This window comes from Schlesneria sphaerica, from assembly GCF_044336245.1.
Lineage (GTDB): Bacteria > Planctomycetota > Planctomycetia > Planctomycetales > Planctomycetaceae > Schlesneria > Schlesneria sphaerica.
In genome coordinates this window covers 5,211,300-5,235,409 of the sequence record NZ_CP172346.1, presented here as the reverse complement: position 1 = coordinate 5,235,409, position 24,110 = coordinate 5,211,300, and the positions used below count along the sequence as shown (strand labels likewise).

Here is a 24,110-nt window from a genome sequence, read left to right as displayed (position 1 = left end):
TTGCCCGAATTCGTTTTTACTCAAACGCCATCAGGTGAGGCCGACCCAAACCCGCCAACCCCAATCGGTCGCGCGAATCGAATGACCCCTCACCGCCTGTACCTCGTTCGTGTGATGATGACGAAGTTGAACTTCGGGCTGCCAACCCTAATCGGCACGTCCTACGGGCTTCTCTATTTCCCTAAAAGAGGCGTCTACTCTAAATAATCACCTCAGATCAGAGCCGCGAGCGGGTTTCATCTGAAGTTAGACTCGAATTCGAAGAGACCCAAGTTTCTGCTTGCACTCAATCTACCGAGGGACTTGACTCATTCCCAGTCCCATGAGCGTCATTTGCAGCAACTCCACTCCCTTTTTCCTCGCCAGCGTTACTATCGGGTTCACTTACCGAACCATTGACCTCTGCCAGCACCACTTCATTCTGTTCAGCAACAGGAGCGGCCTTCTCGGCTGCTCGCTGCTTTCGCTGTTCCTGGTCTGCCTTGTCATTATCGTGGCGTGAACCGGAAGAAGAATGAGATTTTTCCTGTGCCCGTCGCTGACGCTGCTCCTGCTCGAGCCGCTCACTCTCTTTCTCCGCGTACTCCACGATCTCTTCGCACTGCTCCTCGGTCAGACTGCCCATTTCCGCCAATTGATCAGGCTCAATGACAGACAAGTCGTCAAAACTGAGAAAACCTTGCGCCACAAGACTTTCCGCCAAATCTGGCGTTACACCTGGAGTTTCCGAGAAAGCTTGAACAGCACGTTCGAGCTGCTCATCAAGCTCCTCTTGCGTCATGACTTCGATATCCCAACCCACCAGCTTCGAGGCGAGGCGAACATTCTGACCTCGCTTCCCGATAGCAAGGGACAGTTGGTCATCCCGCACCAGCACGATCACCCGCCCCAGCATCGGGCAGAGGATGACGTCCTCAACCTCAGCCGGCTGAAGCGCATTCGGCACCAGCACTTGCAACGAGTCATTCCAGCGAACGATATCGATTTTCTCGTCGCCCAACTCACCCGTAATATTCTTGATTCGAGCCCCGCGAACACCAACACAGGCACCGACGGCATCGATATTGTTGTCAATGCAACTGACCGCAACCTTCGACCGATATCCGGCTTCGCGTGCCAGCGAACGAACTTCGATAATCCGTTCAGCGACTTCCGGGATCTCAAGCTCGAACAGTCGACGAACAAACTCAACGTGCGTACGCGAGAGTATGATCTTTACTCGACTGCCGGACTTGCGCACCTCCAGCACAATCGCCCGAACCCGATCACCAACCCGAAATCCTTCGCCAGGAATCTGCTCTCCGCGGGGAAGCAGGCCTTCAACCTTACCGAGATTGACGATGGAAGCCCCGCCCTCAATCTTGGCGACAGTTCCCGTAACAATCTGATTCCGTTGATCGACATATTCGTCGAACAGAGCATCACGCTCTGCTTCGCGAATCTTTTGAATCATGACCTGCTTGGCAGTCTGGGCGGAAATTCGTCCCAGCAACTCGCCAAGCGCGTCCGAGTCGACATCCTGACCATTCGTCTTGACAGTAGGGTGCCCCGAAGACCGATCGACATGGACCTCGATTGCCTCTTCTTCGCCGTAGTGCTTGCGCGCCGCCGAAAGAATAGCCTGCTCGATCCCTTCGAACACGATCTCCTTATCAATACTCTTATCTCTGTGAATCGAATCGACGATTCGCAAGAGTTCGGGGCCGTTCATTTCTCTACCTCTCAAACCAATACCGAGCGGCGAAGACCACGACAACAAGCAACCGCCACCAAATCCCACCTCATAAAACAAAAAAAGCGGGCACAAGTCCCACTTCGTTCGCGACCGAATCCACCGACCGGACTCGACCATGACACCTGCACACAACCGAAAATCGGCCGCGTATCGCGGTGTCGACCAGGAACCTGTCGTTGTTTCAGGCTACATGGACAATGACTCCGCTCAGAAGCTGAGACTCAGGACCACACTTCATGGACGCTCATTCCACATCATTTCGCCTGAAACTGAAAACCAGTGTCTGCCGACATGCAGAGGAACGTCCGTTCCATGCAACTGCCAACATACTCTGACTTAGCCGCGGTGTCAAGGAGTTATGTTGTCTGATCCTGTCCCCACCCGCTGCGGAATGAAGCAATTATAGCGAGTGTGGAAACTTGGATGCATCCTCCCTTGAAGCTGGGATGGGGGCGATCAATGACCCGATGCTTTCTGCATAACATGTTGACGTAATGATCCGTTCCGGATTGAATTGCAGGATGCAAGGATGAGTCGCATGTCAAAACACTTGGAGTTCGCCATGTTTCGTAGCCATTGGATTGTGTTCGTGCTCTGTTTTGGGTCGATTGCCTCAGGTCAGGCCAACCCCGAACACGAAAAAATGAAAGCGGAAGCAGAAACCGCCTACCAGCAGGCCGACTTTGCGAAATGCAAGGAACTCACCAGCAAGGTCCTGGCCCAGAACCCCAAAGACCATGCCGCAATGTACCTGCGAGCCAGTTCCCGAGTCGAACTGGGTGTTGTGAAGCGAGACGTTGCCGAACTACGGGAGGGGATCCAGGACGCCCGGGAATCACTCAAGATCGGCGGCAGTTCGGAAGTTAACTATTACCTCCCCTACCTCTATGGGATGATCGCTCTTGCAAACATGGAGGATAAGAAAGAGCACGCCAATGTCGCGGTCGACGTGGCCACCAAAAACGTGCTCAACCGAACCAACCTGAAGCCAGAACAGCGCGCCAACGTCCTGTACCAGCGCGCGGCGGCCTACATTCACCTGAAAAACCTGAATTCTGCCATCGAAGATTATCAGGCCGCGATTGAAGCATTCCCCGGACATCTCGGCTCTCACGTAGGACTCGCAGAAGCCTATGTGGTTTCTGGACAAGCGGATAAAGCACTTCAAGCGTTCTCCGCCGCAGTCGAGACATTCCCCGAAAATCATCTCGTCTACAACAACCGGGGACTCTTCCTCCAGCAGCAGGGGAAATCCCAGGAAGCGCTCGCGGACTTCAACAAAGCCCTCGAACTCGACAAGAACTTCGCAGTCGCCTACACGAATCGTGGTTACACTTACCAGGCGGCAGGAAACCTTGCCGACGCCGAGAAAGACTTCACACGAGCCATCACGATCGAGCCCAATAACCCGCTCTTCACAAGCCTGCGAGGAACATGCCGCCTTTCGCTCGGGAACACAACCGGGGCTATCGAGGACTACACCAAAGCAATCCAGCTGGCTCCCCAAAACCCGGTTGCTCACGCCGACCTGGGATTCGCCAACTTCTTCTCCAAAAACTACGCTGGTGCTGTCAAGGCGTTTGATGAAGCCATCCAGATCGACCCGCGAGCCATGCGCTACCTGAACCCCTGGCTACTCTGGTCACTTGTCCTGTCGGGTAAACCTGACACCGTCGGTCAGATTGCCAAGGAAAGCGAAGACAAGGCAGAAAAAGAACGCGACTGGATCGACGCTCTCGTCCTGTTCCTCAGCGGAAAGCTTTCAGAACAGCAACTGGTCAACTTCGTTTCCACGACCACCGACGCCAAAATGAAGAACGCACAGCTCTGCGAAGCCTACTTCTTCATCGCCGAACGACGATCGCAGGCGAACGACAAGACCAACGCGACAGCGTTCTACAAACAAGTGATTCAAACCAAGGCGACACAGCTCTCTGCCTATCGCGGAGCCCAGTACGTCCTGCAGAGCTTCGGAAAATAATGCCCCGCGGAGCGACATCGATGAAGCCCGGTTCCCCCAGGAACCGGGCTTTTTTTATTCGCGTCGGGAAGATTCCCGCTGTAAACGCCACTCGATCCGCTTGAAGAGATCGACACTCACCAATAAGGCCCCGTCCAGGGCCCACGAAAAACGGGAAGCCTGACAGGTAACCTCGCTGTCGCAAAGGGACAACGAACCCTCAAGAATACGGTCTCAATCGGAAACCGCGCGGGCTCGCATCACGATATCCGCATGCTTCATGCGGCAATGAATCAGACTTCCGCGCTACGTCGGGTTGCAGTCGCTCAAGGACCTTCAGCTACTGAAACGCCAGTGCGGCCCCGATCATCCAGCCCCAAAACAGCCAGCGCTTATGCTCCCACCTTCACGATTGAGGCGGCGGCTTGACCGATCTTGGTGACGTTAATGCTCAACACCACGTTATTCGAAGTGGGTTGTGGCTGGCCGACGACAATGTTCAACGGACAAGCCGGATCCGGCGTCTCATAGTTCAGGGTCTGAGGAATGACTCCGTGAGTCAGACTGACCACCGAGGCGGCCAATTCCAATAGACCAGATCCTGCACCGGAATTCCCGATGAAGCTCTTAATCGCCGTCACGGGAATGTTGCGGCCTAAATCACTTCCGAAGACATCGTGTATTGCCGCGGCCTCCGCGATATCGACTTCCTTCGTCCCCAGACCGTGAGCATTGATATGCCCAATCTGATCGGGAGTCAGATTCGCATCTCGCAAAGCCCCGCGCATCGCATTCGCCAAAGCGAGACGATAATTCGCCTCTTGATTGGTGTTCGTGACACACGAGGAACCCGTTCCGAGAACGCGACCCCAGATCTTTGCGCCACGCTCTTCGGCGTGTGCACGATCTTCCAGAATAAACGAACAGGATCCTTCGGCCACCACACGACCCGCTCGATTCAGATCGAATGGTCGAGCCCGACGCTCGGGCTCTGCCGGAGTCCGAGCCAGATCATCCCACAGGGCCTGGTGCAATGTTTTGATCGGGTGCAGCGTCGTACCTGTCACGCCAACAATCATCATATCCGCAGCACCACGAAGCAGAATCCGCATCGCTTCGCCGATGACAGTATTCCCCGAGGCGTCATCGAGTGTCAGCGAGTTACTGGGACCGCGCGCATCGGCCGAAATACTGATATGGCAGGCCGGCATATTGGGCAAGTAGCGGAGCAACCACAATGGCTCCAGCTTGGTCAGACCCTTCTGCCCCCATTCGGAGGGCTGGAATTTCGTCGTCCCTTCCTCGCAACAGGCTTCGCAGCCTTCCAGGAGGACTTCAGGAGGACTGAGCATGAGGTTGGCGCCGAACTCGACACCGAGCCGCTCATGGTTGATTTGACTGAGATCAATAGCGGAGTTCTGGAGCGCCAACAAGGCGGAGGCAACACCGAGCTGAATTTCCCGGCACATCGCCTTCAAATTCTTGCGTTGTTCCTTCAGATACACCTTGCGCGCGGACTCATCGGTGAAGTCCAGCACCTCGGCGCATACCCCGTCAGGAGCGGCAAAGCCCGGGAACAACTTGCCGTGTCGAATCCCCGACTGACCGGTGGACAAATTCTTCCAGAATTCGTCCACACCAATGCCGATGGGGCTGACGATACCGACGCCCGTGATGACAACTTCCCGACTCTCTGAACTTTTGGTCACGATTTGGTGCTCATTGGCGGCCGGCCGTCTGCCCCCCTCCTTCGCCCCAGGCGAGTGCCGCAGCGAACGATGAAGCATAGACCGATAAAAACATCAGACAAACATCCGTCAGTTCACTCGCCCAACAACCAGACAGGCGTTGTGACCACCGAATCCAAAACTGTTCGACATCACTCGATTGACAGCTAATTCCCGAGCCTTGTTGGGAACGTAATCCAGATCGCAATCCGGATCGGGGTTCTCAAGATTGATTGTAGGAGGAATCAGCCCATGCATCAGAGTCAGGACAGCGACAACGAATTCAACGCCGCCCGAAGCACCCAGCAAGTGACCTAGCTGACTTTTCGTGCTCGAGACGCAAATTCTCTTCGCTTCCGACTCAAACACGCGCTTGATTGCATTCGTCTCGGCCTTGTCCCCGAGCGGGGTACTCGTGCCGTGAGCGTTAATGTAATCAATGTCGCTCACTGAGAGGCCAGAATCTTTGAGTGAAAGACTCATTGCCCGAGCGGCGCCTGTCCCTTCCGGGTCAGGAGCGGTCATGTGAGTTCCATCCGACGACATCCCGTAACCGAGAACTTCGCCGAAAATTGTCGCGCCTCGCTTCTTCGCGTGCTCCAGTTCTTCGAGGACAACGACTCCTGCCCCTTCTGACAGGACAAAGCCGTCGCGATCTCGATCAAACGGCCGGCTGGCCGTCTCAGGAGCGTCATTGCGAGTCGACAGGGCACCCATGCGAGCGAATCCCGACAGCCCCATCGGGGTAATTGCCGCTTCGCTGCCGCCAGCAACGAGAATATCAGCAACGTCATGCTGAATCAGGCGAAACGCATCGCCGATGGCATTGCTTGCTGATGCACACGCTGTGGCCACCGCACTACTGGGACCCTTCAGCCCGAACTGGACTGAAATATTCCCGGTTGCGGCGTTCACCATGAGCTTCGGGATCATGAACGGCGAGACTCGAGAAGGACCACGATCGAACAGCTTGGCATGCTGCTCTTCGATCTCGTTCAACCCTCCGATTCCGCTACCGATGATGACACCGCAACGATAGGGATCCGCTACCGACTGAAAGTCAATTCCGGACTGTCGAATCGCTTTCTGAGCCGCCGCAAGCGCAAACTGACTGAAACGATCCAGTCGCTTGGCTTCCTTCGAGTCAAAATGCTCATCGGGGCGAAAGTCCTTGACTTCGCCTCCGAAATTGACCTTAAAGTCGGAGCAATCAAATCGCCCCAGTCGGCTGATCCCGCTTCCGCCTGCGCACAAGCGGTCCCAGAACTCAGAGACTTCTGAGCCCAGCGCGGTGATCACCGACATTCCTGTCACGACGACGCGTCTGAACATCCGTCACTGCTTCTCCGTGATGTATTTCACTGCATCACCAACTGATTTGATTTTTTCCTGATCAGATTCGGGGATCTGCACACCGAATTCGTCCTCGAACTCCATAACGAGTTCGACCAAATCGAGCGAGTCAGCTTTAAGATCGGCAACAAGTTCGCTGCTCAACTTAATATCTTCTTTGGGAATATTCAGTTGCTCACTGACGATTCCAACCACTTTCTCTTCAATCGACGACGCCACGCCTCACTCCTTTGGAGTCGAATCTAGAAACTTGTACTGACCATCACGGCGATCGTGGTGGATTTTGCAGTGTCAATCCGCAGAGGGAAATAGTTCAATCTGGCTGATTTGCGAGGGTATACAGGGTTTGAAGAGTTATGTAAACGGCAACAGAAATATCGGAGGAATCAAATTAGAACCAACCGAGTGCCCATCCCTGCCGTTCAGGGGAATCACTTCTGATTCACTCCCATGAAACCTCCTCGTCCCTCACATCAACTATCGTTTACCGACTGGCAATCCACTTTCCGATCGATCCGCTTCATCAGCGACTTCAAAACCTTCCCCGGCCCGACTTCAAAGAACTGATCACAGCCTGAGGCGAGGAGTTGACGCACACACTCTTCCCACAAGACAGGCTGAGTCACCTGCTTGATCAGAATCTGACGCAGCTCATCCGGGTCACTGTGGACCTTCGCATCAACGTTCGAAACAACGGGAATGCGACCCGGCTGAATCTTGATATCTTGTAGAATGCTTTCGAGCCGCTCGCAGGCAGAGGCCATCAGCGGGGTATGGAACGCTCCGGCCACGACGAGCGGCTTGGCACTTCCCCCCGCCTCGGCAATCAGCTCAGCAGCTCGTGCACACGCCGGATTATCGCCTGAGAGCACTGTATTTCCAGGACAAAGAAAATTGGCGAGCCAGATCTGACCGGCGGATGATGCGTCGTCACGAACCTTGGCAACCTGTTCCGTATTGAGCAACAGGGCACTGACCATCCCGGAAGGATTTGCATCGGCCGCCTGCTGCATCGCTGCGCCACGTGCCTGGACAACTCGCAAACCGTCTTCGAATGACATCACACCGGCGAAAACAAGTGCCGTGTACTCGCCGAGACTGAGGCCAGCCGCCATCGAACAGTTCTCGACCACGTCAGGCTGTTCGGCCCGCAGCATTTCCAGTGCGGCTAAACTGCTGACGAACAACGCAGGCTGGCTGATGGCTGTCGTGTCGAGCCGTTCAGCCGGCCCTTCGAAGCAGAGTGACGCCAGATCAAAGCCAAGCACATCCGCGGCACGGTCATACAGCGATTTTGCCTGAGGGAATCGCTCAGCAATGGTTTTCCCCATGCCGACGTGCTGGGCACCCTGACCCGGAAACAGAAACGCAATCTTTGCCACATTTCCCTCGACATTCGACTGATTCTGCGTCAATCGACCAAAGCAGACGAACTCGACAGTTCGTCCACAATCTGCTCATTAATTCTGCGATTCTTGAGAGTTGTGGCGACGCGCAAAGCGTTATAAATCGAGCGAGAGTTGCTGGAACCGTGGCAGATGATGGCGATTCCATCAACCCCCATCAGTGGCGCCCCACCCGCTTCATGATACTCAAACCGCTTACCCAGCTTACCGAAGGCCTCAACTGCTTTTGACTTCTCCTGATCTAAAGCTACCAGGACTTCAGCAGAGACAGTCTTCATCAGCATATCGACCATCCCTTCGGCGGCCTTAAGCAGAACATTTCCGACAAATCCCTCACAGATCACCACGTCGGCACCTCCCTGATAGAGATCCCGGCCTTCGACGTTCCCGACGAATCGATCACGGAAGGGACTTTTGGCGAAGAGAGCGAGCGAATCGCGGACGTCATCAGTCCCCTTCCCGTCTTCGCTGCCGATATTCATCAGCCCGACGGTCGGACGTTCGATACCCAGCATTTCACGGGCATAAATGGAACCCATGGTTCCGTACTGCACAAGATGCTCTGGACGGGCTCCCGGATTGGCCCCAACATCCATCAGGACCGTCTTGCCCTTGGTCGTCGGAAGCGCAACAGCAATCCCCGGCCGTTTCACTCCCTTGAGGAACAGTCGGGTGCGCAAACCGGCAGCGACGACAGCACCGGTATGACCGGCGCTCACGACAGCATCCACCGCCTGCGTTGCCATCAATTGCCAGCAGACGATGATCGAACAGTTAGGCTTTTTGCGCAACGCCTCGACAGGCTTTTCGCTCATTTCAACCCAACCATCGGCGGGACGAATCGACAGCCGACGATCATCAAAACCGGAAGCCGCCACCAGCGACCCGAGTACCCCCGGATCACCGACCAGCGTCACCTGAAGTTCCGGATTTTCGCGAAGAGCCTCAATCGCTCCATCAATGTTGGGCTGTGAACCGTAGTCCCCTCCCATCGCATCCAGTGCAATCCGCATAGAGGACTATTCCTCGATTTCGACGAGTGTTCGCCCCATGTAATCGCCACACGTCGGACAAACGACGTGGGAAGGGATCTTCGATTGGCATTTTGGACAGTTGTGCAGCTGAATCGGGGTCAACGCGTCATGACTTCGACGACGACGTGAACGACCTTTGGATTGACGACGCTTTGGTGCGGCCATGTTGAGTTGTTCCCAACGGATCGAGGCAAAAAAAGAACGGTGGAAATAGACCCGTCATCCAACATGGCGACAGGCCCTCCCGACCGAATGAAGAGGCAGATGGTACGCGAACAGGAAATAACGGTCAAGGAAGGACCTTACAGCAATTCCTGGATCACTGCTCCCGGCTCCAGCGCCGGCGTTGGCCGGCCACTGTGATTGAGGAAATTCATATTCGGATCCACCCCAAGTACATGGAAAATAGTGTGATGGATATCGGCCGGGGTGACAGGCCGGTCCAGTGGAACTTCGCCGAGTCTGTTCGTTGAGCCGATAATTCGGCCCCCCTTCACACCTCCTCCACCGAGGAGGCAGAACATGGCATTCCCCCAATGGTCGCGGCCGGGGCTCCCCATGCTCAGCGGAGGACCGCCGTTTCCACCGTCGTTCATGCGGGGTGTCCGGCTGAACTCGCCACAGAGCACCACGAGCACGTCGTCCAGCAATCCTCGCTGCGACAAGTCTTCGAACAGGGCCGAAACCAGCTTATCCACGATGGGTAGATAATTTTCCATCCCCGTCTTCAGGTCCCAGTGATGGTCCCATCCGCCAAAGTGGACAGTCACAAAGGTGGACCCCGCTTCGACCAACCGTCGTGCCAGCAGAGTGCTCTGACCCCAGCTATGTCGACCATAACGATCGCGGGTGCGGTCATCTTCCAGGCCGATATTAAATGCCTTGCGAGCGGCACTCCCTGTCACCAGTTCCATCGCCTGCCGGTCGAACCGGTCCATGGAATCCATCATTCCACGCGTTTCAACTGCCCGACTTAACCGGTCGATATGTTTAACGAGCGATGCTCGATCATCCAGCCGGTCGATCGTCATTCCCGACGGCATCTGCAGGTTCTGGACATCGAACGTCGCCGCATTCGGATCTCCGTCGGTTTCAAAGGGATTGTGCGAGGCCCCGACGTAGTTGGCTCCGAAGTATCCGGGACGCAATCCGATGCTCATCCCATAGGGGACCGCGACATACGCTGGCATCCCCGGCTGGCGGGCTCCGCTCATCCTGGTGGCGATTGAACCAATGAAGGGCGATTTCCCTTGTGTATCCGCTCCGCTGACCCCACCCCGACCGGTCAACATGTAATGGCCAGCCGTGAAGTGATCGCCCGTTCCATGATGGAGCGAACGAACAATGGAAAATTTGTCGGCACACTTGGCCTGAAGCGGAAACAGCTCGCCAATCTCGATTCCCTCGACATTGGTCCGGATGGGATTCCAGATCCCCCGGCACTCAGCCGGAGCCTCGGGCTTGAGATCGTAGAGATCCAGATGACTCGGCCCACCATCCAGCCATAACAGTATGACACTGGTTTTCTTGCCAGGAATCCCCTGCTGAACTGAAGCCTCTTTCGCTCGCAGGATCTGCGAGAGACCCGTCGAGGCCATTCCGGCCACACCCAACTGAACAAAACTGCGTCGAGTCATTCCGTCGCAATAACGATGAGTTGAACCTGAATCCAGTCTGAACATGGGTGGGCTTTCATCTTCCAGCGGAGGGATTTTGGGCGGGCTGGCAATATATCGGTCGGCTTTGATCTTAATCGACGCTGACTCTGATGGTCAATTATCTTTCGCCACGGGAGTGGTGAGCGGATTTCCATCATTCCGTGGCATGCCCCATCTTATCCCCTTTTCATTGCAACCTCGGATCAGGCGATGCTCTTTCCTCGCTGCTCACGCAGCGCACTGAAGACATGTACACACTTGACCCATTCCACAGAAACCACGGCGACTGGAACACGGGAGGAACACCTCATTCACCAGCTTCTTCTCCCTTCACCAGGCCAAACGGGAGACTCTGCAGGATTGAAAGTCACCTCCCCGCAGACCGAACTCGACGAGGGGCTCTGCCAGGTTAAAGCGAAATGATCGCGACCAGTCGATCGCGATCATTCGCTTTTTCAGATCAGGGCCGAGTTCAGTCCCTTCGTCAGGAGGCCGAGACGAGTCGACTTCGTTGAGAGCTGCGGCCAGAGAACCCCACGACATCGCCGACAGCCACGACATGAGGAGACCACGTCTGACCGGCAGAATCGCACCAGACCCTTCCCCGTTCGTCCAAGCCTACGTCGACGGCTTCGAGATTCAGACCTCGCGTATTTCCCTCGCGGCCGACGCAGACCACAATCACGTCCGCCCTGAGAATTCGACCGCTCGCCGTTCGTACCGCAGGCTGACGGTTCTCAATCAATTCTGTTCCGATCACTTCTTCACCCAGTCGAAACGCGATCTGCATCGATTGAAACAGATCGAAGGAATCGTCGAAGATCTGAAACAGATCGAACAGACTGATGTGCTCGTCGACGACGGTCACATCGACCCCGAGGCGCGCGAGCGTCAGGGCCGCAGTTCGTCCCGTCACCCCGGCTCCGACAACAAGAGCCGATCGCGGGATTTCATCCAGCTTCATGAGCGTTTCCGCAACGACGACTCGGCGGCCATCAATCTGGAATGAAGCGGGCTGGCGCGAGACGGTTCCACACGCAATCACAAACCGCGCCGCCGACGCCAACTGATTCTGCTGCCCCGCCCTAATTTCGACAGACGTAGGCGCGACGAACCGGGCCCTTCCAGGAAACTGGTCGATTCCGGCGGCCCGCAGCAGAGAATCCTGGCCTGAACGGAGTTGATCGGTCAGTCGCTCGATCTCACTGCGCCACCCCCACATGGTCACACCACGGCGCCGCTGGACCTCCAGTTCCGCCCCTTTCGCCAGAATCTCGGCCGAGGGGGGCTGCTCATGGTCCAGAACGATGGCGGCTCTGTGACCGAGGCCCGCTGTCGTCACGGCACGGTCAAGGCCTTCGCGATCGTCACCAATTACCAGCAAGTCGTAAAACATGGCCTTCTCCGCGTCAATTTGGGTACTATGGAGAAAATCGACCAACCACAACCTACGCGTGAACAAAGAGTTTCACGCTTGCGAAAAGTTTGCCGGTTACCGGCGAAGACTCCGATTACAGGGATTGTGCCACCCGTTTTCTGGGCTGACTGCGAAGTCGTCCACGTTTCGGGTCAGGTAACTGCACAACGAACTCGCATACTGCTGTTCGGTTTGTCTCCCGTAATATCAGCGATGCTAGAAACAGCCGCGTCCCCGGACAGATTGAACGGGAACGACGGGCGAATCGATCTTGGGAACTCAGATCGGTTGTTTAAAAGATCTGCTGATCCAAATCAGGGTAGAGCCCGTTAGCAGGATGCTGTGCAGCTAGCTCCTCGAGCCAGTTGGGGGGCGCCATTTCCGTGCCGTTGATACGCGTGCTGGGGCACTGCCATGTTCGACTTCGACGACGATGTCCCCAACGATGACTGGAACAAGTGGGGATGGGGTATTTGCGTTCCCATCCTGCTCCTGTTGACGGCATTCTTGCGGCTGGCCTACCGACACGATTTTCCAGGAGGTCGTGCCGCTCATCGGTTAGCACTCTCGGGAAAGGACGCCCCCTGGCTGGCTCTGCTGCTAATCTCGATTGCCCTCTTGATTCACGTCCGGTATTTCTGGACCAATACCGAGAGACTGGCTCCGTTTGCTGACTTGGGAAAGCTCGTTGCACTGCTCATGTTCATTGGCAGCCTGGGCATGCTGCTCGCAACGCATGTTGTCATTCTCTGAGTCAGGCAGTCCGCAGTCCTGGCATTACCCTGCCTTGGTTAACCCGGAGCCGGGGCTTGTCGAACATGCTGCGATGAAGTGAGCGTCGCTGGTGACGTGACACCGATGAGCTCAAACCTCAAACGATTCACCGAACTGAGGGATCGTCGGAGGTTCATCACAAACGTGATCCAGTAGCTGTGAGAGCGCGACGGCGGATTCCTGTTCGCCATGAACAATGAAGGCGCGGCCGACACCCCGCACGGCCCCGAGACCTTCAAACCACCATTTGAAATCTTCCGCATCCGCATGAGCTGACAACCCCTGCAGGACTTCGACATCAGCCAGCAGTTCAATGTCTTGATCAAGAACACGGACAACCGGCATCCGCTCCTGAATACGACGTCCCAGCGTGTTTTCCGCCTGGTACCCGATTAACAGCACAATGTTATTGGGATCCTGCAACCCGTGCAGCAAATGGTGGACGACCCGGCCGGCCTCGCACATTCCGCTGGCAGAAATCACAGCGAATGAACCTTTGCGCTGATTCAGCCCCATACTTTCAGACTGTGAACCGATGTAGCGCAGTCCGGGAAAACTGAATGGATCGCGATCGGACTGCAGCCGACGATGAAAAGCCGCGTCCAGACTGCTTGCATGCTTCCGATAGATGGACGTGATTTCGTATGACAGAGGACTATCCACAAACACGGGAATCGACGGAAGTTCCCCCGCGTTGTGCAGCTCATTCAGAAAGTAGATGAAGGTCTGCGTTCGGCCGAGACTGAATGCAGGAATGATCACCCGCCCCCCCCGCCGGGCAGCTCGGTTCAGAATCGCCTTGAGCTGCGTCTTGATGTCATCTTCCGGAGGATGAATGCGGTTGCCGTAAGTGGACTCGGTGATCAGGACATCGCAGCCTTCTACACGCTGCGGGTTGTGCAGCAGGGGTGTACCGCGGCGTCCGAGGTCGCCAGTGAAGACAATCCGCTTCCAATCCCCCTTGTCCCGAATTTCGATTTCGGTGATGGCCGAACCCAGGATGTGACCCGCTTCCTGAAACCGCAGCCGGAGATCTTTTGAGAGCTCGTGCCATTCGCCATAGGGAATTGTCTCCAGCAGTTTAACGACTTCCGTCACGTGGTCGTCGTTATAAAGTGGCAGGATTCGCGGCGCGTCGGGCGGATGCTTTCGGTTCAGATATCGCGCATCTTCTTCCTGAATATGCGCACTGTCGTGCAGCATGATGTCGGTCACGTCTGCCGTCGCAGGGGTGCAGAAGATCGGTCCCCGAAAGCCCGCCTTGTAGAGGCCCGGCAGATTACCACAGTGGTCAGCATGGGCGTGCGAAAGAATCACGCCGTCCAGATTCTTGGGGTCACAATGAAATTTTTCGTTCTTCCGGCGCGCTTCCAGACGGTGTCCCTGAAACAGGCCACAGTCGAGCAGAATTCGCAGGCGATCCGTTTCAATCAAGTGCTGACTGCCTGTCACTTCACCCGCCGCACCGAGAAATGTGATTTTCATGTGAGCATCCAAATTGAAACGCGGAACGAATGAACTTTAACTTCCATCATCGGGTCGCTTCGTAAGTGCTGGGAATGACAATTGTAATTGACAGGCCGACAGAAGCTTGACGAATGACCAGCAATGGACGGGGACACACTTCCGTACCAGTCCCCTCAGGAAATGCACAGCAACTTTCATGCGCCGCAGAGCAGAGCCCTTTCTACGCTTCCAATCCCCGCCGCAAAGGGTACTAGAACAGCCGCTTCTGGGCTCCTTCTCCCCCCGGTGGGTTCAGCCCGAGATGATTGAGTCCCGCTGCGGTAATCATCCGACCTCGCGGGGTGCGCTGGATGAAGCCGACTCGTAGCAGGAACGGTTCCACTTCATCTTCCAGCGTATCGGCGGGGACGTTCATCGTATGTCCAATCGCCGACAGCCCGGCTGGCCCCCCGGTAAAAACCGTGCAGAGCGTCTGCAGATAACGCCGATCCTGCGCCTCCAGACCGACCGAATCAATTTCGAGCATCGCCAGGGCATTTTCCGCCGCGACGTGCGTGATGTTTCCGTTTGGTTCCCGGACAGTGGCGAAGTCACGCGTCCATCGAAGCAGATTGTTTGCTTTACGCGGAGTCCCTCGGCTTCGATCGGCGATTAACCGGGCTGCATCCCCGACGATTTCCGTACGCAACTTTTTCGAGTTCCGATACACGATCTCCTGGAGTTCGTCCAGATCGTAGAAATCGAGGTGTTCGCGATGCACAAACCGGTCTCGCAGGGGGGCTGTCAGCATCCCACTGCGTGTGGTCGCGCCAATCACCGTGAACGGTTTGAGCTTCATATTAATCGTGCGTGCGTTCAGTCCTTCGCCCAGAACAATATCGACACGGAAGTCCTCCATGACGGGATAAATGAACTCTTCCACGGCGGGAGGCAGTCGATGAATCTCATCGATGAACAGGACCGAGCCATAGCTTGCGTTCGTCAGGTACGACAGGAGGTCCTTCGGCGCTTGCAGGGAGGGCCCCGAAGTGATCTGGCACTCAGTCCCCATTTCGCGGGCGAGCGTCATCGCCAGTGTCGTCTTCCCCAGCCCCGGGGGCCCGTCGAACAGAATGTGCCCGAGAGCTTCCTTGCGCTTCAGCGTCGCATCGAGAACGATTTTCAGCCGATCGACAACCTTCTTCTGTCCCACGACATCATTCAGTTTCTGCGGTCGCAGCTCATCATCCAGCTTATCATCGTCGGGATTGAAGTCTCCTGACAATCCGGGAGGAGCGGGATGGGAAACTCGTTCGGGATCCTCACCGCCCCCTTCAATAATTTTCTTCCGTGCCATCTTTGATCACGATCCATCACAAATTGAAAAATGCGTACTTGCATCGGTTCACCGTGACGATCAGAACAAGTCTGAAACAACGGCATCCGGCCGATGGCAGGGCGCCGGCACCTGCAACCGCCACTGAGGAACACTTGGTGAATGTAACTGCGGTTTAGTCCAGATGACAGTCAATTACGCGATGAATGACGGTTCACGCCAGTCCCTACGTTGTGAATGTGCCTGGCCGGACAGGGGAGTCCACCTGGCGGAACAGGCCGAGAAAGAGGAAGAGCGGAAATTGGCTTGATCAAGTGTGGGCGATCTGGCTGGGGCTGATCAGTCGCAAAATCGTGGCGAGAAGCTCTGCCGGTTCCACGGGTTTCGCCAGATGGGCCTGGAAGCCTGCGGCGATGGAGCGGCTTCGATCTTCGACACGGGCAAATGCGGTCAAGGCGATGGCAGGAGTCATGATGCCATCATTTCGCAAGGCTTTGATGAATTCATACCCGTCCCGATGCGGCATGCCGATGTCGCTGATGATCAAATCAGGCCGGAAGGTCGCGAGCTGGAGTCTCCCTTCATCGGCCGAAGCCGACGTCAGCATGATCGCCCCACGGTCGGAAAGAAGTCGCCTCATCAACTCTCGAGCATCGAATTCGTCGTCGACCACCAGAATTTTCAAGCCCGACAGCCCTTCTCCATCGGCCCTTGCCAGGGGCGTCGCACACCCAGCAACTGATTGCCGCTCGTCGAGCGGCGAGGACGACGACGCGGGAAGCCGGACAAGGAAGGTCGAACCGGCCCCCAACCCCGGGCTCGCCGCGTGAATCGTTCCCCCGTGCAACTCGACGAGATTTTTGACGATCGAAAGTCCAAGCCCCAACCCCCCGTGCCGCCGTGTGGTAGACCCGTCCGCCTGGCTGAACCGTTCGAACAGGTGAGGCAGAAATTCCGGCTCGATCCCTTCACCGGTATCCGTGACGCTGACCTCAACGCACGAATCAACCTGCTGACAACGTAGGTGCACAACCCCATCGATCGAAGTGAACTTGACCGCATTCGTGACGAGATTCCAGATCACTTGTTGCAGCCGATTGAAGTCGCCGTACACGATGGGTAACGGGACCTCGACGACCCGTTGCAGACGGATTTTCTTCGCCTTGGCAGCGGGAAGGACGGCATCGATCGCCGCGTCGATCACATTTCCCATGTCGACCGGCATGATGTCCAGGTTGATCTTGCCAGAGATAATGCGGCTCATGTCCAGCAGATCTTCAATCAGTTGGGTCTGCATCCGGACATTCCGGTCGATGACAGTCACTGCTTCCCGTACCTGATTGGCATCGTTGGGCTTCATCTTGAGAAGCTGAGTCCAGCCGAAGATCGCGTTCAGCGGTGTTCGCAGTTCGTGACTGAGCGTGGCGAGAAACTCGTCTTTGATCAGGTTCGCGCGTTCTCCCTCACGCCTGGCAGCCTGTTCGCTCTCAAGAAGCTGCTGAATCTGGTACTGCCGCCGGCGCGCGCGCAACGCCGCCTGCACTGAACTGACGACAGTGGAGGTTGAAGCGGGCAGTTCGATGAGAGTGACGTTGGTTAATTGGCCAACAAATTTGCTGGCCGCTGGTGAAGGTGTCCCCTGAAAGAGCATGAGGACAACGGGCAGGTCTGACCAGGTCTGCTGCTGTTTCAGCGTGGTGAGGAAAGCGTTAATTCCGAGCTGAGTTAGGACTTTTTCCGTCAGCAGGACCGCACCAGCACCTCTTCTCACTTCTTCTGCCAGGTGAATCATGTCAGTACATGGAAATGGGTGCATTCCCGATTTCGCCAGAAGATCGCACGTGACTTCACGGTCACGACGGGTGGGGGGGAGAAACAGGATCCGTTCTCCGGAGTTCAGTTCGTCACTGCTCACGTTGGTTTCCTTTTCCCCGACTCAACTCTTGGATTTGTCTAGACTGCTCGTATCAATCGGGACGCCATTCAAAATTCCACGGAAATGAGTGAGCGGTTCGCTGAGGTGAATCCCATTACTGTCAAATCTCAACTCCCGAATCGTCTCTTCGTGTGCTCCACTTCGCTTCTTCACCACTGAGATTGCTTTTTTTACCTGGCCCCCATACTCGAAGAATCGAAACGCGACGACGGAATCAGCGAGATAACTCGTGTCCACAGGAGTCTGCATGCATGACCCGATCATGCCATGCTGGGCGACAATCATCAGCGTAGTCACGCCTTGTCGTCCGAGATAAGTCAGTAGTTCGTGTAGCTGAGGCGTCAGAAACTTCTCCTCAGGCATTGAATGCAAGTATCCATTCAAGCTGTCGATGACCACGATCCTAGCCGAGTCAACCTCAACGGCATGTCGAACGAGGGAGACGAATTCGCCGGGTGTCATTTCCGTGGGATCGATCTGCTGGACTCGAACTTCTCCCTTACTTAATCCCTGCTTCAACTGAATTCCCAATGCCGAAGTTCGTGTTTCGAGAGTTGCCAGACTTTCATCAAATGCAAAGATGGCAGCGTGATCCCCTCGGTTAGCTGCTGCGACTGCATACTGCACGGCCACACTGGACTTCCCGGATCCAGCCGGGCCGACCAGTAACGTACTTGTCCCGCGGTCGGGTCCGCCTCCCAACAGGTCGTCCAGTGCCGCGACCCCACTTTGAATTGGTCCCTTCCGGTAAGGTTCGGAGTGATCCGCCGCCACCAGACGCGGAAAGACCTTCAGCCCCCCCTGGCGGATGACGTAGTCATGATAGCCCCCGCGAAAGTCTGTGCCTCGAAACTTCATCACCTGTAGACGGCGCCGAGAAGTGCCATAGGCAGGCGTGAACTGTTGCAACGAGACGACGCCATGAGCAATGCTATGCAACTGTAGATCCCCCGCTTCGCCTGTCATGTCATCGAGCAACACGACGGTACATTTGCGACCACTGAAGAACTGCTTGAGGGCGAGAATCTGCCGCCGGTACCTCAAGGGACTCTGAGCTAAAAGCCGTACCTCGGACAGAGAGTCGAGCACCAGTCGCGAAGGTTGGACCCGTTCGACTGCGTTCAGGACTCGTTTCGTTGTCTCCGCGAGCTCCACCTCTGACGAAAGGTACATTGTAATTTGCGAATCGCTTTCCAGATCCGACTCATCCGCCGTTAGCTCAATGATTTCGATACCATCAAGAGACCATCCATGCGACTCGGCCCCCGCACACAATTCATCCTTGGTCTCTGACAGCGAGATATAGAGGCATTTCTCGCCCGCCTCGATTCCTGACCGCAGGAACTGCAGAGCAAGGGTCGTCTTGCCAGCACCCGGATCTCCTTCCACGAGATACATTCGGTGAGGGATCAATCCCCCCATCAGAATATCATCCAGACCACTCACACCTGTGGCCGCCCGATCACGATGGGTGTCCCGTTCGATTTGGTTTTCTTTTGTCATGTGATTAATCCCGCCGCGATGCGAATTGAAGTGGCCCAATGAACTTCAAGTCATCAAGCACGACCAGTTCCCTGGCCCTTGAAGTGTTTCCGCGATGAAATTGCAACAATTCCTCAACAAACGAGAAATCCGGTTGCAGGCGAGAGTTTCGCATGACGTGCCGGGTTCTTGATGGTGATCCACTCCAGTGGTTGATAAGCGATCAATCAATTATTCTGAGTGCTGGAAACAAGCGAAAATGAACTCTCCTGCGTCATCAAATTCGATCGCCCGAAGAGTGTTCCTGATAGCTCCGGAAGGTGGGAGCAAATTTTAGGCCGATCGATTCCAGAAACTATTGGTCGTCAAAAATGGTGGCCCACTCAACAGTCCACTGTTCCGTCCACAGTCAAAGGCGGGATCTGCTGAGGCGCACGATACCCCTCACAGCGCTGCACGCTGGCTTCACGATTCCAGGCTCGCGAACTCGGTCGAATACCGGACCAGTCCCTGGCCCCGCGGTGCCGCATGCTCGGCGAACTCCAGAACCTGAAAGGCATCGCCCCCACCATAGTCATCGAACAGACCGAATTGGCGTGCGGGTTGAAAACCAAATCTACGGTAGTACTGTGGCTCACCGAGTACCACACACCACTGGTATCCCTCGCCCCGGACCGCCCGCAGGCCGGACTGAATCAATGCCGCAGCAATCCCTTGTCTGCGATGTGACGCAGCCACGCAAACGGGAGCCAGGCCTGCTCCTCGTTCGCCCGAAACGACCTGGACCGGGCTGAACGCGACATGCCCCACAATCGTATCGTCCAGTTCTGCGACAAGTGAGGTAATGAATCGCCCGTTCGCTCGCAGCAGATTCACCAGTCGCGCCTCCTGGGGGCCGGGGAATCCTGCCAGATGCAGTGCGTCAATGTTCGTTCGATCTGCGACGGTTTCCGGACGTATGCTCAACATCGATCTGGCCCATTCCCGTGTAAGTGCAAAGTCAAATCCGGAGTATTTCGGATACGGGCTCTCCCGTGCTTGCGGGATGAGTGAACCCGTCTAACCCAATACGCGAATTTGGGTCAATCCCCATCGCTTTGAAGAGCGTCGCACTGAAATCTTCGGGAGTGACAGGCTTATCGCGCACATAGGAGCCCTGGGGGTCAGATGCTCCGTAGACCAATCCCCCCTGCACTCCTGCTCCCGCAATCAGGGCGGAATAACAGGCGGGCCAGTGATCTCTTCCCTGCTCGAAAATCCGGGGAGCACGGCCGAACTCCCCCACCAGGACGACCAGTGTCTGTGCGAGCAATCCCCGATCATCCAGGTCTTCCAACAGCGCTGAAACCGCCTGATCGACACGCGGGAGCGCAAAGCCAAGTCCGAACGAGCCACTGCCGAAAATACTCCCCAGGTGCGAACCCGCCGACGGACCGTGCATATCCCAGGTTTGCGTGTGCACGAATTTCTCTCCTTCGGCCACCCCACACCAGGCCGTGACACTGACCTGACGGACACCCGCTTCCACCAATCGCCGCGCCATCAGCAGGTTCTGCCCCAGCGGGTGATGGCCGTAACGATGACGCATATGAGATGATTCGCGAGACAGATCGAATGCCGCACTCGCGTGAGTCCCCGTGATCAGGTCGAAGGCCTTCTCCTGGAATCGCTGGAATCCGCTGACGGGACTCTTTGAAACGCTTTGTCCCTCCTCCGCATCTGCCGCAATGAGCCTGTCAGAGAGTGCCTGCAGCAGCTTCTGTCGGCTTTGCAGTCGCTCAGGCGCGTTCCCTTCCAGCGGATCAAACCCCGCAAAGTGAAAGTCGCGGGCACTGGGGTTATCGAGATCGGTTCCGACCCGCAATGGTCCGTGACTGACGCCCAGAAATCCCCCTTTCAGATAGCGGGGCTCGACATCGCCTGCCAGATTCTGCAACCAGACATAGGAAGGGATGTTCCGGCGCGCAGGCTGAAGTCGTGAGATGACGGAACCGAAGTAAGGCGTTTCGGGCCTGGGCATGCTATGCCCGGTCATTGCGACATGCATCCCCCCATCATGTCCGGGATTCCCATGCGTCATGGAACGAATGATGGTGAACTTGTCCGACTGCTGCGCCAGTTGAGGCAGGTGCTCGCAGACCTCCAGTCCCGGCGTCCGCGTCGCGATCGGTTGAAAGGGTCCACGAACATTGTCCGGCGCCAGGGGCTTGAGATCGAAACTGTCGATGTGACTCGCCCCGCCGTACTGCACGATGAAAATACATGAGTAGCCAGGCTCCGGCCTAAGAGATGTCGATGTCCGCCCTGGCAGTGGAGCTTCGGCAGCAAGCTGCCCGGCACAGCCCAGTCCGAAAACTCCGAGACATCCCTGATGAAGTAAACGGCGACGTGACACTGGCAGTGAATGATGGTTGCCCCACATGCGCTCGTCTCCAGCTTGTGGATTGCAGGATCAAAATCGCGGGCGTGAATGACCATGAACGACTGTGTTCGTTAGCCCCCTCGCTCTGAACTGCAAGGAGTGACCTGGCAACGGGACATCCTCGGTCTCTCGTGACCTTGTTCCGATCGCAATCGCGCACGGTCCGTCAGGCTACCGAGATTCACGCCGTCGTTGCAACACCCTGTCTTCCCATCAGATCCCGTGTAAACTCGAAGGGGCAACGTCGAAAATGGTCTCTGAAACAACGAGTCAAGAGAAACCTGTCCCCGGGAAGATAAACGCCCAAATCGCGGTTCACGACCCCGGCGGAATCTGGTATGAGGCGCATCGGAAGGTCATCGCACAGTGTTTCTCGCTGGGATTCTCCAGCAGCACGCCGTGCGCACAATCGGCACCGCCACGATGCCTGGGAGAGCTGACAAAGCATGAGCAGCGAATGGCCAGCGGCCTGCTTCCCGCTTGACTGGCGGTACTTTCCCCCAGCACGATAAGTCAGCAGGTTCTGATGAGCGAAAGAGGCTGCCGGGATGCAAGCGGCATCGTTCACGATCCGGAAAACGTTTGAGATATGACAAACATGGATCCACAGTCGAATCCGACCAAGCCTGCGCGGAAATCCAAACAGGCCAACCCCGCCACCAGTTTCGCTCACGCCATCCTCGAATTGCTCGAACGCCGCCCCCCTGAAGCCCCTGCCTGGGTGACTGGTTCAGAATTGATTCACGAAGTTCCGGAGCTGACGGCCGAAATCGTCGCCGAAGCCCTTTCCACATCCCCCGCGAAAAGCCGAGTGATCGTCATTCGCCCGCCAGCGCTCGACAGCCCCGTCATGCTTAAGGAAAAGCTCGACGTCTGTGCGGCAGATCGTCGTTTCCTGCAATGGCTGACGGAACAATATTGCACGGCCGAAACGCCCGTCGTTTCTCTGGGGGAGCTCACGCAGGGACTGGATAAGCGGTTGAAAAAGCTCGTCGAGGCCTACTGGCCCCTCCATCGGGAACAGCTCCCGGTGGGACTGACACCGAAGCTGTTGCAATACGGCCGCAAAAAGCTATTCGCGATTCACGACCAGCGTTTCGCATTGCCCGAAGAGGAACTCAGTCAAAAACTCGTCGAGGCCCTGCACACTCAGAAACAGTCCGGCGGCGATGGATACCCGGCGGGCTGGGAGACGCTGGCGTCTCTCGCCGGAAGTCTCATCGATAACCGGCTGCTGCAACAGGCCGCCTCTATCCCACCGTTTACGAACCATGCTCGAGAACTGACGGAAGGGCCGAATCCGCTTCACGCGTTCATCGGCGATGTTTCGGACATTCTGCTGACAGATGCCTTCCTCAGGCAACTTGTCCAGGCGACCTGCACAGCCGCGCTTCCTGAAGTCAAACTTTCCGTCCTCGCAAAGCAGGTTTCCCGAGATCTGCGGCCATCGTTCGTTGATGGTTGGCTGAAACAGGCCGCTCAGCGACAGGATCTCGGCTTTGGGACTCTGCATTCCGCCGCAACCAAGAAGAAAACGGATGTCCTGATCCGCGACAAGCGGTTCCCCCCTCCCGAACTTGCCCTGGCCGAGGAATTCGTTCGGTACGTGGCAAAACGGAAAGCAATAGGCGAGCGAGCCTATCCGGTCCCCCTGCGTCAGTTGCTGGATGCGAACGCAAGTTACACCACGACAACGATCCGGAATAAGGCCCTGCAATCAGAACTGTTTCGATCGCAGGTGACGATTTCCCTCGCCGAAGTGGCTGATGCCGAAGTTGTCCTGCGGGGCGACGAGGAACAACTGGGCCGCTCCCCGGCCCTCCTGCTGGCAACGCTGCGGTCGCTGCGCAGTCATGATAATCATGCTGTCGCGATCGACAAGCTGGTGAGTTACAAGTCGCTGCATCCAGCCGTCAGAACCAGCCTGAAACTTCACGTAGAAGAGGCGATCGCGAATCACTCGCTGCCGCGGGGGATCGGCGCCATTAGCATTTCCAAAAAATGGTCCCTGTTCTTACTGGATGACGTTGTTGGAGCGACCGCCGAGCCCCCCGCAGCGGTGAACCTGCCAGTGCCCTCCTCGACTCCTTCGCAGGCTCCGGACAGGGATGGCAGTCGCTTCGCCGAAGACTTTGATGCGGCATTTGCGAGACTGGACGGAAAGCTCGGGCTGCCGCACTACGCCAGTCTGGTCGATCTGCGTCCCGCCTTACCGCAGTATCCCCGCGATATCTTCGATCGTGAACTACTCAATCTTCGCCGGGCGGGAAAGTACTCCCTCAGCCTGGTCGAAGGGAGATTCGGCCTGACTGACGAAGAACAACAGGCATGTCTGATCGTCGACCATGTCCCTCACCTGCTCGTACAGAAAAAATCCAACGGATCCCACACTCACTGATCCCTTTTTCGGAAAAGGCCAAAGTC

General features: G+C 56.4%; 18 protein-coding genes. 3 read left to right on the top strand and 15 right to left on the bottom strand.

The genetic code is table 11. The annotated features are described in order from the left end of the window. Positions 1-286: 286 nt before the first annotated feature. On the bottom strand, positions 287-1,711 hold the full coding sequence (gene nusA, locus ACGY09_RS18960) for a transcription termination factor NusA (protein ID WP_373653400.1): 1,425 nt from the start codon (positions 1,709-1,711) through the stop codon (positions 287-289). A gap of 562 nt (positions 1,712-2,273) precedes the next feature. On the opposite strand from nusA, the gene ACGY09_RS18955 reads away from it, so the two are divergent. Next, positions 2,274-3,716, top strand: a complete 1,443-nt coding sequence (locus ACGY09_RS18955) for a tetratricopeptide repeat protein (protein ID WP_373653401.1) — start codon at positions 2,274-2,276, stop codon at positions 3,714-3,716. Positions 3,717-4,087: 371 nt separating this feature from the next. Here the strand turns inward: ACGY09_RS18955 and ACGY09_RS18950 are convergent, their stop codons facing one another. From ACGY09_RS18950 to ACGY09_RS18915, 8 genes are all read right to left on the bottom strand, one after another. Continuing rightward, positions 4,088-5,404 carry a beta-ketoacyl-[acyl-carrier-protein] synthase family protein gene (locus tag ACGY09_RS18950; RefSeq protein WP_397568974.1) on the bottom strand — a complete coding sequence of 439 codons (1,317 nt, stop codon included), beginning with the start codon at positions 5,402-5,404 and terminating at the stop codon, positions 4,088-4,090. 108 nt (positions 5,405-5,512) lie between these two features. Next, positions 5,513-6,754 (bottom strand): beta-ketoacyl-ACP synthase II, encoded by a 1,242-nt coding sequence (gene fabF / locus ACGY09_RS18945; RefSeq protein WP_397568973.1) that lies wholly within the window; start codon positions 6,752-6,754, stop codon positions 5,513-5,515. A 3-nt stretch (positions 6,755-6,757) separates the two neighbouring features. Further along, the gene (gene acpP / locus ACGY09_RS18940; protein ID WP_373653404.1) at positions 6,758-6,994 is read right to left on the bottom strand and encodes an acyl carrier protein; all 237 of its coding nucleotides are present in this window, start codon (positions 6,992-6,994) and stop codon (positions 6,758-6,760) included. A gap of 254 nt (positions 6,995-7,248) precedes the next feature. After that, positions 7,249-8,157, bottom strand: coding sequence for an ACP S-malonyltransferase (fabD, locus tag ACGY09_RS18935; RefSeq protein WP_397568972.1), 909 nt, complete (start codon positions 8,155-8,157; stop codon positions 7,249-7,251). A 29-nt stretch (positions 8,158-8,186) separates the two neighbouring features. Next, the gene (plsX, locus tag ACGY09_RS18930; protein WP_373653406.1) at positions 8,187-9,194 is read right to left on the bottom strand and encodes a phosphate acyltransferase PlsX; all 1,008 of its coding nucleotides are present in this window, start codon (positions 9,192-9,194) and stop codon (positions 8,187-8,189) included. Positions 9,195-9,200: 6 nt separating this feature from the next. After that, a complete protein-coding gene (gene rpmF, locus ACGY09_RS18925; RefSeq protein ID WP_373653407.1) occupies positions 9,201-9,380 on the bottom strand; it encodes a 50S ribosomal protein L32 in 180 nt (59 codons plus the stop codon). A gap of 137 nt (positions 9,381-9,517) precedes the next feature. Beyond that, positions 9,518-10,897: a DUF1501 domain-containing protein gene (locus ACGY09_RS18920; protein ID WP_397568971.1), complete on the bottom strand. Its 1,380-nt coding sequence runs from the start codon at positions 10,895-10,897 to the stop codon at positions 9,518-9,520. Between the two features lie 460 nt (positions 10,898-11,357). Continuing rightward, positions 11,358-12,269: an FAD-dependent oxidoreductase gene (locus ACGY09_RS18915; protein ID WP_397568970.1), complete on the bottom strand. Its 912-nt coding sequence runs from the start codon at positions 12,267-12,269 to the stop codon at positions 11,358-11,360. Between the two features lie 435 nt (positions 12,270-12,704). On the opposite strand from ACGY09_RS18915, the gene ACGY09_RS18910 reads away from it, so the two are divergent. Next, entirely contained in the window at positions 12,705-13,043 is a 339-nt protein-coding gene (locus ACGY09_RS18910; RefSeq protein ID WP_397568969.1) for a hypothetical protein, read from the top strand. Between the two features lie 111 nt (positions 13,044-13,154). On the opposite strand, the gene ACGY09_RS18905 is transcribed toward ACGY09_RS18910, so the two are convergent. The 6 genes from ACGY09_RS18905 to ACGY09_RS18880 form a co-directional block, all read right to left on the bottom strand. Then, positions 13,155-14,549, bottom strand: a complete 1,395-nt coding sequence (locus ACGY09_RS18905; protein ID WP_397568968.1) for an MBL fold metallo-hydrolase — start codon at positions 14,547-14,549, stop codon at positions 13,155-13,157. Between the two features lie 232 nt (positions 14,550-14,781). Next, complete coding sequence (gene ruvB / locus ACGY09_RS18900; RefSeq protein WP_397568967.1) at positions 14,782-15,867, bottom strand: Holliday junction branch migration DNA helicase RuvB; 1,086 nt, start codon at positions 15,865-15,867, stop codon at positions 14,782-14,784. Positions 15,868-16,156: 289 nt separating this feature from the next. Further along, positions 16,157-17,761 (bottom strand): ATP-binding protein, encoded by a 1,605-nt coding sequence (locus tag ACGY09_RS18895; RefSeq protein WP_397568966.1) that lies wholly within the window; start codon positions 17,759-17,761, stop codon positions 16,157-16,159. Between the two features lie 21 nt (positions 17,762-17,782). Next, positions 17,783-19,285 (bottom strand): ATPase domain-containing protein, encoded by a 1,503-nt coding sequence (locus tag ACGY09_RS18890; RefSeq protein ID WP_397568965.1) that lies wholly within the window; start codon positions 19,283-19,285, stop codon positions 17,783-17,785. Positions 19,286-19,729: 444 nt separating this feature from the next. After that, positions 19,730-20,233, bottom strand: coding sequence for a GNAT family N-acetyltransferase (locus ACGY09_RS18885; protein ID WP_397568964.1), 504 nt, complete (start codon positions 20,231-20,233; stop codon positions 19,730-19,732). Between the two features lie 31 nt (positions 20,234-20,264). Then, entirely contained in the window at positions 20,265-21,686 is a 1,422-nt protein-coding gene (locus ACGY09_RS18880) for a DUF1501 domain-containing protein (protein WP_397568963.1), read from the bottom strand. A 598-nt stretch (positions 21,687-22,284) separates the two neighbouring features. On the opposite strand from ACGY09_RS18880, the gene ACGY09_RS18875 reads away from it, so the two are divergent. After that, on the top strand, positions 22,285-24,084 hold the full coding sequence (locus ACGY09_RS18875) for a hypothetical protein (protein ID WP_397568962.1): 1,800 nt from the start codon (positions 22,285-22,287) through the stop codon (positions 24,082-24,084). Positions 24,085-24,110: the final 26 nt, after the last annotated feature.

Coding starts and splice junctions, on each gene's coding strand:
- plsX (WP_373653406.1), bottom strand. CDS start 9,194: ATGCGGATTGCACTGGATGCGATGGGAGGGGACTACGGTTCACAGCCC.
- ACGY09_RS18905 (WP_397568968.1), bottom strand. CDS start 14,549: ATGAAAATCACATTTCTCGGTGCGGCGGGTGAAGTGACAGGCAGTCAG.
- ACGY09_RS18920 (WP_397568971.1), bottom strand. CDS start 10,897: ATGTTCAGACTGGATTCAGGTTCAACTCATCGTTATTGCGACGGAATG.
- ACGY09_RS18875 (WP_397568962.1), top strand. CDS start 22,285: ATGGATCCACAGTCGAATCCGACCAAGCCTGCGCGGAAATCCAAACAG.
- ACGY09_RS18880 (WP_397568963.1), bottom strand. CDS start 21,686: ATGTGGGGCAACCATCATTCACTGCCAGTGTCACGTCGCCGTTTACTT.
- ACGY09_RS18955 (WP_373653401.1), top strand. CDS start 2,274: ATGTCAAAACACTTGGAGTTCGCCATGTTTCGTAGCCATTGGATTGTG.
- rpmF (WP_373653407.1), bottom strand. CDS start 9,380: ATGGCCGCACCAAAGCGTCGTCAATCCAAAGGTCGTTCACGTCGTCGT.
- fabF (WP_397568973.1), bottom strand. CDS start 6,754: ATGTTCAGACGCGTCGTCGTGACAGGAATGTCGGTGATCACCGCGCTG.
- nusA (WP_373653400.1), bottom strand. CDS start 1,711: ATGAACGGCCCCGAACTCTTGCGAATCGTCGATTCGATTCACAGAGAT.
- ACGY09_RS18890 (WP_397568965.1), bottom strand. CDS start 19,285: ATGACAAAAGAAAACCAAATCGAACGGGACACCCATCGTGATCGGGCG.
- ACGY09_RS18910 (WP_397568969.1), top strand. CDS start 12,705: ATGTTCGACTTCGACGACGATGTCCCCAACGATGACTGGAACAAGTGG.
- ACGY09_RS18915 (WP_397568970.1), bottom strand. CDS start 12,269: ATGTTTTACGACTTGCTGGTAATTGGTGACGATCGCGAAGGCCTTGAC.
- ACGY09_RS18885 (WP_397568964.1), bottom strand. CDS start 20,233: ATGTTGAGCATACGTCCGGAAACCGTCGCAGATCGAACGAACATTGAC.
- ruvB (WP_397568967.1), bottom strand. CDS start 15,867: ATGGCACGGAAGAAAATTATTGAAGGGGGCGGTGAGGATCCCGAACGA.